The sequence below is a fragment of the Actinomycetospora sp. genome (assembly GCF_055612215.1).
Genome location: NZ_JBVPVA010000432.1, coordinates 1 through 4,819, shown reverse-complemented (window position 1 = coordinate 4,819; position 4,819 = coordinate 1). Strand labels below are relative to the sequence as shown.

The 4,819-nt window shown below is 78.5% G+C and carries 4 protein-coding genes; 2 read left to right on the top strand and 2 right to left on the bottom strand.

Annotated features, from left to right (window positions below; translation table 11 throughout):
- A partial coding sequence (locus AC0CYZ_RS12185) for a transketolase-like TK C-terminal-containing protein (RefSeq protein ID WP_472215636.1) occupies nucleotides 1-554 on the top strand: 554 nt, incomplete at its 5' end.
- A gap of 28 nt (nucleotides 555-582) precedes the next feature.
- On the opposite strand, the gene AC0CYZ_RS12180 is transcribed toward AC0CYZ_RS12185, so the two are convergent.
- Complete coding sequence (locus tag AC0CYZ_RS12180) at nucleotides 583-2,412, bottom strand: protein kinase domain-containing protein (protein ID WP_472215634.1); 1,830 nt, start codon at nucleotides 2,410-2,412, stop codon at nucleotides 583-585.
- Nucleotides 2,413-2,524: 112 nt separating this feature from the next.
- Here AC0CYZ_RS12180 and AC0CYZ_RS12175 point away from each other — a divergent pair, with 112 nt between their 5' ends.
- Entirely contained in the window at nucleotides 2,525-3,670 is a 1,146-nt protein-coding gene (locus AC0CYZ_RS12175) for an MFS transporter (RefSeq protein WP_472215632.1), read from the top strand.
- Here the strand turns inward: AC0CYZ_RS12175 and AC0CYZ_RS12170 are convergent.
- On the bottom strand, nucleotides 3,651-4,819 hold a 1,169-nt coding region (locus tag AC0CYZ_RS12170; RefSeq protein ID WP_472215630.1), incomplete at its 5' end, for a protein adenylyltransferase SelO. The two genes, AC0CYZ_RS12175 and AC0CYZ_RS12170, sit on opposite strands and share 20 nt — an antisense overlap.

Sequence of the window (4,819 nt, the reverse complement as noted above, 5' to 3'; positions counted from 1 at the left end):
ACCTCGACGGGCTGTCCCGGCTGGGCCGCCCCGACGGGTCCTCGACCTACCTGCGCCTGTCGACCGCTCCGGTCGACCAGGGCCTCGCCGCCGTGCCCGCCGACCCCGCGGCCCGCGAACGCCGGCGCCGCGGCGTCGTCGGCGGCGGTTACCTGCTGCGCCGCGCCGACACGCGGCCGCGGGTGACGATCGCCGCCGTCGGAGCGACCGTGCCCGCCGCCGTGTCCGCCGCGGACCGGCTCGACGCGCTCGGCGTGCCCGCCGACGTCGTCGTCGTCACCAGCGCCGACCTGCTCTTCCGCGCCGTCCAGGGCGGCGGACATCGGGTCCTGGACGCCGCCTTCCCCGCCGACCGCGCCGCCCCGCTGGTCACCGTGATCGACGGCCACCCGCACACCCTCGCCTTCCTCGCCGGGGTGCACCGCGTCCGCGCCCGCCACCTCGGCGTCACCGCCTTCGGCCAGTCCTCCGACCTCGCGAGCGCCTACGCCATCCACGGCATCGACGCCGACGGCATCGTCACCGCCGCCCTGGACGCCGCCGAGAGCACCTGAGCCGGCGGGCGGTCGGAGCGACCGGGCGCTACAGGGCCCCGACCGGGGTGACGGCGAGCTGCGGCTTCGCGATCGTCCCGCTGCACGCCTTCCCGGCGCGCGGCAGCGTGGCCGCGGCGGCGGTCCCGGGCGCGCGGACGGTGAGGCCCCGCACGGCGACGGCGTCGCAGTTCTTCGCGGCGAACTCGGTCACCGGCACGATCCGCAGCGTCGCCGCGACCGAGCCGTTCGGGGCGAGCGTGAGGGCGGCGCCCGCGACGCCGACCCGGGTCGCCGGGGCACCGACCGCCTTCCCGCCGGCCCCGACCCACCGCACGGCCGGGACGCCGCGCAGCGTGCACGCGGTGTCGCCCCGGTTGGTGAACACGATCCGCGCCGTCGCCCCCGCCCCGGCGAGCGAGGTCACGACGCTGCGGCACGGCGTCGGGGCCGGCGGGACGCCGGGCGCCGTCGGCGCGGGCACGGGCGCGACGGGCAGCGGGGCGTCGCCCCCGTCGGGGTCCTCGGGAGCGGCCGGGGCCGGGGACGCCGCTGCCGCGGAGCCCGGGACGACGGAGCCGGGGTCGGCCGGACCGGCGGCCACCGGCGCGGCCGGGGGCGCCGCGGGCGGTGAGGCCGGCGACGCCGGGACCGGGATGCCGAGGCGGGCCGCGAGCGGGGTCGACCCGCCGGTGAGCGCGACCCCGCCCACGACGCCGCCCGCGAGGACGACCGCGACGACGGCCACGAGCAGCCCCCGACGCACCGTCCGGGGCCTGAGTGGGGAGGCCGTCCGGATCGGACCCGTGGGCGGCTCCGCGTGGGACACCGGGGCCGACGTGGTCGCTGCCGCCGGGCCGCCGGCGACGGTGGCGGTGGTCGCCGCCGCCGAGCCGGCCCGCACGACGCCGAGCACGATCGGTGAGCGGGCCGCGGGCGTGGCGTCCGACGCGATCGCCGCGGCCGGTACGGCGAGGGTCTCCTCGTCGAGCCCGAGCGGTCCGGCGAGCGCCAGCAGCCCCTCGCGGGCCTCCGACGCCGACGGGCGGTCGCCGGGCGCGGCCGCCGTCATCGCCGTCAGCAGGTCGCGCAGCGCGTCGGGCAGGTCGTCGGGGACGACGGGGTCGCGGTGCAGCCGGGCCACCGACGACTCGACCGGTCCCCCGGGGTACTCCCGGCGACCGGACAGACACTCGAGCAGGACGAGGCCGAGCGCGTACACGTCCGCCGGCGAGCCGACCGCCTCGCCGCGCACCTGCTCCGGGGCGAGGTAGGCGGCCGTCCCGGTGACCTGGCCGTGCACGGTGGTGGCGGTGGCCATCGCCGCGACCCCGAAGTCGGCGAGGACCGGGTGGACCCGCGCCGGCCCGGCGCCCGCGGCCTCGGGATCGTCCTCGGGATCCGGGTCGAGCAGCACGTTCCCGGGCTTGACGTCGCGGTGCACGATCCCCAGCGCGTGGACGTGGGCGAGCGCGGCGAGCAGCTCCCCGGCCAGCCCGACGACGACCTCGACCGGCAGCGGCCCCCGCTCCAGCGCGTCGGCCAGCGAGCCCCCGGGCACGAGGCGGGTGACGAGGAAGACCCGGTCGTCGACCTCGCCGACGTCGAAGACCTCGAGCACCCCGGGGTGCACCACCTGGGCGGTCGCCTGCATCTCGCGGCGGACCGAGGCGGACTCCAGGGTCCCGACGCCCGGGGCGAAGAGCTTGACCGCGACCTCGCGCCCGAGCAGGCGGTCGCGGGCCCGGTAGACCGTGGCGGCCGCTCCCCGGCCGAGGCGCTCGCCGAGCTCGAACCGGTCCCCGACGACGGCCGGCGCCACCGGTCCGGACTCGGGTGCGGCCGTGTCGACCCCGCCGTGCCCCGTGTCCGGTTCCACGCCGTGATCGTCGCCCATGGCCTCCGAACGGGGACACGCACCCCCCGATCGGGCGAGGTTCCGGTCACTCCGGCGGCACGGACGGCTCGGGCGGTGCCGGATGATCGGCGCCGTGCGGACCGTGGAGTGGCGGCTCGGCGCCGCCGGGGCGGCGGTCGTCGGGGTGGCCTTCGGGATGGGGCGCTTCACGTTCGGGCTCACGCTCCCGACCCTGCGCAGCGACCCCTCGATCTCGGCGACGGGCCTCTCCGACCCGCTCCTGGGTCTCATCGCGGGCGGCACCTTCGCGGGCTTCCTGGTGGGCATCGTGGGGGCGCCGGTGCTCGCCGCGCGCCGCGGCCCGCGGGCCCCCACCACCGTCGGGGGCGCGTGCGGGGCGCTCGGCGCGCTGCTCGTCGTGCTGGCGGGGTCCCCGGGCGTCCTCGCCGCGGGGGCGGTGCTCGCGGGCAGCGCCGCGGGCTGGGTCTGGGCGCCCTACTCGGACCTCGTCGAGGCCCTCGCGCACCCCGCTGCCCGGCCGGGGCTGCTCTCCGTGATCAGCACCGGGACCTCGGGCGGGCTGGTGCTCACGGGCCTGGTGGCCGTCCTGGCGGGCGAGCACTGGCGGGTGGTCTGGGCGGCGACGGCCCTGGGCTCGACGGCCGCGGCCGCGCTCAACCTCCGGTGGGTGGCCGCGCCGCCGGTCCGACGCGGCGGCACCACCCGTCGGCTGCCCCGGCTCGCCCTCGCCGCACCCGCGGTGTACGCCGTCGTCTACCAGGCGACGACGGCGCTCGGGTTCACCTACGCGGCCGACGTCGCGCGGTCGGCCGGACTCGCCGCCGACGCCCGGCCCGCGCTGTTCGTGGTCATCGGCGTGCTCGGTCTGGCCGCCCTGGCCACCGGCGCGCTCGCCGTCCGCCTCGGCCCGGGTCGGGTGGCGGCGGGCTGCCTGCTCGTCCTCGGGGTCGCCCTGGTGCTGTTCGCCCTCGGCGGCCGCTCCCCCGGGCTGGTCGTCCTCGCCGCCGCGGTCTTCGCCCCCGCCTACATGACCGGCGCCGCGGCCCTGGCCGTCTGGACCGCCGACGTCGCGCCCGAGGCCCCGGGCCGCGCCCTGTCCGCGACGATGGTCGTCGGCGCGCTCGGGGCGATCGTCGCGCCCGTCGTCGTCGGCGGCCTGGTGCCGTCGCTGGGCCTGCCGGTGCTGCTCGCGGCGGCCGGCGCGGCGAGCCTCGTCGTCGGCGGGCTGCTGTCCGGGCTCAGGTCCCGCAGTAGGTGACGAACGGACCCGAGCCGGGCTCGGTCCAGCGCTCGAGCCCGGGACGCTCCTCGAAGGGCCGGCGCAGCACGTCGACCATCTCGTGGAACGGCGCGAGGTCCCCGGCCTCGGCGGCGGTCAGGGCCGCGTCGACGAGGTGGTTGCGCGGGACGTACACCGGGTTGACGCGGTCGGGCTCGGCGGCCGGGTCGCGCTGCGCCTCCCAGCGGGCGGCCCAGGCGTCGAAGGCCTCGCGGTCGAGGAACAGGTCCCGGGCCTCGCCGCGCGGCAGGGCCCGGAAGAACGTCGTCCAGTCGACCTGCTGGGCGGCCAGGAGGGCGAGCAGGTCCTCGACGAGCTCGGCGTCCGGCCCGGCGATCCCGAGCTTCGCCGCCATGCCGGCCCCGTGGTACGCGTCGTAACGCCCGGTGAAGGACGTGACGACCTCGGTCGCCTTCGCGATCGCCGTCTCGGAGTCCTCGTCGATCAGCGGGAGCAGGCACTCGCCGAGCCGGGCGAGGTTCCAGCGCGCGATGAGCGGCTGGTTGCCGTAGGCGTAGCGCCCCGCGTGGTCGATGGAGCTGAAGACCGTGCCGGGGTCGTAGCGGTCCATGAACGCGCACGGCCCGTAGTCGATCGTCTCGCCGGAGATCGTCGTGTTGTCGGTGTTCATGACGCCGTGGACGAACCCGACGAGCATCCACCGCGCGACCAGTGCGGCCTGCGCGTCCACGACGCTGCGGTAGAACTCGAGGTAGGGCTCCTCGGCGTCGGCGGCGTGCGGGTGGTGGCGGGCGATGGCGTGGTCGGCCAGCGCACGGACCTGGTCGGTGTCGCCCGCGGCCGCGGCGTACTGGAAGGTCCCGACGCGCAGGTGGCTCGACGCCACCCGCGCGAGGACCGCGCCGGGCAGCAGCCCGCCGTCGCGGGGCACCCGCTCGCCGGTGGTGCTGACGGCGAGGCCGCGGCTGGTCGGGACGCCGAGCGCGTGCATCGCCACGCCCATCACGTACTCGCGCAGCATCGGGGCGAGCGCGGCCCGGCCGTCGCCGCCGCGGGCGAACGGGGTGCGGCCGGAGCCCTTGAGGTGGAGGTCGTGCCGGGTGCCGTCGGGGGCGACGATCTCGCCGAGCAGCAGCGCGCGACCGTCACCCAGCCGCGGCTGGTACA